This is a genomic window from Streptomyces sp. NPDC005202, assembly GCF_040608235.1.
Taxonomy (GTDB): Bacteria; Actinomycetota; Actinomycetes; order Streptomycetales; family Streptomycetaceae; genus Streptomyces.
On sequence record NZ_JBEXHW010000081.1, the window covers coordinates 1 to 3,500 of the forward strand.

The 3,500-nt window shown below is 64.3% G+C and carries 5 protein-coding genes and 1 pseudogene; 2 read left to right on the forward strand and 4 right to left on the reverse strand.

What is annotated here, in order from left to right:
• Positions 1 to 21: 21 nt before the first annotated feature.
• The 3 genes and pseudogenes from ABZV31_RS38085 to ABZV31_RS38095 form a co-directional block, all read right to left on the reverse strand.
• Positions 22 to 561, reverse strand: coding sequence for a hypothetical protein (locus tag ABZV31_RS38085; RefSeq protein ID WP_355901447.1), 540 nt, complete (start codon positions 559 to 561; stop codon positions 22 to 24).
• 73 nt (positions 562 to 634) lie between these two features.
• The gene (locus ABZV31_RS38090; protein ID WP_355901449.1) at positions 635 to 922 is read right to left on the reverse strand and encodes a helix-turn-helix domain-containing protein; all 288 of its coding nucleotides are present in this window, start codon (positions 920 to 922) and stop codon (positions 635 to 637) included.
• A gap of 7 nt (positions 923 to 929) precedes the next feature.
• Positions 930 to 1,110, reverse strand: a pseudogene (locus ABZV31_RS38095) (transcriptional regulator); the annotation flags it as partial.
• Positions 1,111 to 1,376: 266 nt separating this feature from the next.
• Between ABZV31_RS38095 and ABZV31_RS38100 the strand changes: the two are divergent.
• Both ABZV31_RS38100 and ABZV31_RS38105 read left to right on the forward strand, forming a co-directional pair.
• Positions 1,377 to 1,979 (forward strand): hypothetical protein, encoded by a 603-nt coding sequence (locus ABZV31_RS38100; protein WP_355901451.1) that lies wholly within the window; start codon positions 1,377 to 1,379, stop codon positions 1,977 to 1,979.
• A 15-nt stretch (positions 1,980 to 1,994) separates the two neighbouring features.
• Positions 1,995 to 2,492: a hypothetical protein gene (locus ABZV31_RS38105; protein ID WP_355901453.1), complete on the forward strand. Its 498-nt coding sequence runs from the start codon at positions 1,995 to 1,997 to the stop codon at positions 2,490 to 2,492.
• A gap of 625 nt (positions 2,493 to 3,117) precedes the next feature.
• On the opposite strand, the gene ABZV31_RS38110 is transcribed toward ABZV31_RS38105, so the two are convergent.
• A complete protein-coding gene (locus ABZV31_RS38110) occupies positions 3,118 to 3,399 on the reverse strand; it encodes an integrase core domain-containing protein (protein ID WP_355901455.1) in 282 nt (93 codons plus the stop codon).
• Positions 3,400 to 3,500 lie beyond the last annotated feature (101 nt).

Below are 3,500 nucleotides of genomic sequence, written 5' to 3' on the forward strand. Positions count from 1 at the left end.
CGTCGGCCTACTCGATGACCATCACAGGATCATTCGGGAAGGTACGCCCTTCGCGTGTCTCCCCGACATCGATCCACAGGTCATGAGCATTGCTCCATGCGCGACGGAGCGGCGCAGGATGGCGAGCAGGTCACGCAGGCTCCGCGTCGCGAGGAATTCGGCCCTGTCGTCCAACCAGTCGTCGACGTCGTCCGCACTGAGTTCCTTCAGCTTGGCCTTGCCGATGAAGGGGATCAGGTGCTTGTTCGCCATCGAACGGTTCTTGCCGATGGTGCCCTTCTCGTCGCGCCCCTTGAGTCCGCGCTCCAACCAGTCGTTAACCGCGTCGGCCACGGTGTAGTTGGCCGGCGCTTTGACGCCGGTCTGCATCTCCTTCTTCAAGTCCCGGATCTTCTGACGGACTTCGGTCTTCGTCTTGCCATAGACCTTCGGCCGACGACGCTTACCGTTCGGGGCATACCCCAGGGAGACCGCTCCGACGTAGCTCTTTTTGACGGGGTCCCAATAGATCGTGTCCGCACCGTGGCCAGCCCGTTGGGCGCGCTTCGGGGTCTCGGTCATGTTCCGTTGTGCCTCCATAGGACAAGGCCGCGCCCTGAAGGACGCGGCCTTGTGGAACTGGGGTGTTGAGGGTTCAAGCGGTGGCCTCTGCCTCACACTTGAGGAGTTCGACGTACCGCTCGATGTACTCCGGCGGCACGAGTCGGCGACGGCCGATGCGGACGGTCTGAAGGCGTCCGAGACGGATCTCCTCGTAGATCAGCGATCGGCCGATACCGAGCGTGGCCGCTGCTTCTTCCGGTCGATACAGCAGCCGCTCGGCGGGAGCGGCGACACCATGAAGATGAGGCGTCGCAGGCGAGGCACCCCGTGGGTGCTCCTGCGGCCTGGTGGATCCCCGTTTCCGGCTCCCGGGCACCACTACCGGCCCCTGGCGCCTCCACGAATACCTCCCCGGCCGCCGGCTGCACGTACAGCACCGACCCGCTCGGCCCGCCGCCACTCCATCAGCCTCGCGTCCAGCAGCACCCGCAGATGCCGCCCTACCGACCCCAGCCGCCGCCCGGTCACGGTGACCAGCTGCGTCATGCTCAGGGGAGTCCCGATTAGTTGCCCCGAGCCCGTCGCCCGACCAACCAAAGTGGTCCACCGGCCTGTCCGGCAACGTTCTCACGCGTGCGCGGTCGATTCGTGCTGACGGAGCATGAGATTCCGCTTACTTGCCTACAGGGGCCAAGGCGTAACAAGCGGTCCATATCCAATCGTCATGCTCAAGTCTCCCTCAGATTAATCGAGTTTCCTTGACGATCAGTCAGGCAGTCCGTGATTGTTCTGTCCATGCCGCTCCCAGGGGGGGGAGCGAAACGGAGGGAACCGTGAACGCCATAACTCGTGCATGCACAGCCGCTGCGCTGACCGCATTTCTCGCTATGGGGACCGGGGGTGTGGGCACTGCTTTTGCGGAAGACGCCCCGACGCCGGTCAACGCCGACCAGGACGGGAACCCGATCCCTCAGGCACCGGACGACGCCGACGCCGTTGTCAACGGTCCGGTGCACCCAGACGGCTGCCCGCCAGACCCGACCGTCTCCATCACCAAGGTCAAGAGCACCTTCGTCGGTGACAAGTCCAAGACCGTCAGCGGACAGTCCGGCATCACGCTCTCGGTCTCGGTAGCCAAGGGCCACACCTGGACCGGCACCATTACATATGCGGCAAAGCTCAGCGAGTCGATCATCGTCGCGTCCGCCGAGGAGACCATCAGCGGCTCGATCTCCTACGCGAAGACCACCACCGTCACCCTTGGCGGCTCGTGGAAGGTTCCGGCGAGCCAGAAGGACGGATGGCTCGCCCTTGGCTCGAAGGGATACTCCTTCAACTGGGAGCGCGGTTCCTATAACGGTGGCTGCAAGTGGATCGTCTCGAACCACGGGACCGCCAAGCTCCCGGCACTCTCGCCCTACATCGCCCACTCGTGAGTTGAGGACGATCTGATGAAGCTGCCCCTGCTGGCCGCCAGCCTGTCGGCCCTGGTGCTTGTGTCGGCCTGTTCCGGCGGGGCTCACCCCCGGGCGACCGCCACCCACGGTGCGACGCAGCCTCCGGCAAAAGCGACGAAGGGGACCGGCGCGGCCCCCTCTCCGGAGCAGACCCCGACGAGCCCGGACCGCCTCCCCAATCCGGTCCAGTCGCCACTCCCTGTCGGCTCGAAGACGCTGTACAAGGGATCGGGTCACGGTTCAGGCGGTGTCACTCTTCCCGCGTCAGCGGGGAAAGCCTCATCCATCACGGCGATGTGGACATGCGCCGGCCCCTCCAAGTTCAACATCGTCACCTCCGGAAAGCCCCTCGCCGGGTCTCAGTGCGGTGACGGGAGCGGCGTGTTCACAGCCGAGATACCGCACGCCAAAATGCACGAACTGGCGTGGAAGTTCTCAGCGCCCGATTCGGTGATCTGGCGGATCGTCGTCACCCAACCACCCGGGAACTAGGAACGAGCACACCGACGCCTGCCAAATGCGGCACATTCCGGCCGAGCTACGCGAGCCATCTCTCGGCGGGCCGCCCTCGTCAACGAGAAGGTCGATTGCAGACGGGAACCGCTAGGAGAAGGACGCGGTGCCCGTGGCGACCAAGCGGGACAAGCTCTAGCGGGTGCTCTGGCCAGCCCTCCCACGCTGGAGAGATGCGCGGTCGGGGGGCCAAACGGGGGGCCAAACGAGGCAGCCGCGCCGGGACCGCACCAGACAGCAATGGACGGAGCTCGAGCCGAACGAGGAGGTCAGCGACCACGAATCTAGGTCACGAGGCACCTGATCGCGTTCGGGACGAAGAGGTCGTGGGTTCAAATCCCGCCACCCCGACAGAGAAACGTCAGGTCAGGGGCCTGATCCGCTTAGCGGGTCGGGCCCCTGAGTGGTTCCGGGGGTCGTTTTGGGAGCCGTTTGGGAGCCGACTCCGTATCCCGGCTCCCAAACGGCTCCCATCACCCCATCGCCAAGGCCGCTCGATCACTCACAGGCGCGGGCTGGCGGAGCCGTGCTCTTCGTCCCTCACAGTCGTCTGAACGTGTGTGAGGGGCTTCGCTTTTTTCGGACAGGGATTTGACCGGTTAATTTAGGCGGCGAGTCGCAGATCTTCAAATTCTGCGTGAACTTCGCGCGGTGGGCGGTAACCCACTGCCGAATGAAGGCGTTTGAGATTGTAGCAGAACTCAATGTAGCGGGTGATGTCCCGCCGGGCCTCCTCGCGGGTGTGGTAAGTCACGCGTGACACGCGTTCGTTCTTCAGGGCGCCGAAGAACGATTCGGCCATGGCGTTGTCGAAACAGATTCCGGTCCGGCCGGCCGACCGCTGCAATCCGAGCTCCTTGAGTACCTCTCCGTACTCGGCCGACATGAAGTTGGCGGGTTCAAGGAGTCGTCGCAACACTGCCTGTCAGTGAGCATAGATGCTCGTTGAAAGCCTCGGTGGGAGTTCGCCAGCCGAGGGTCTTGCGG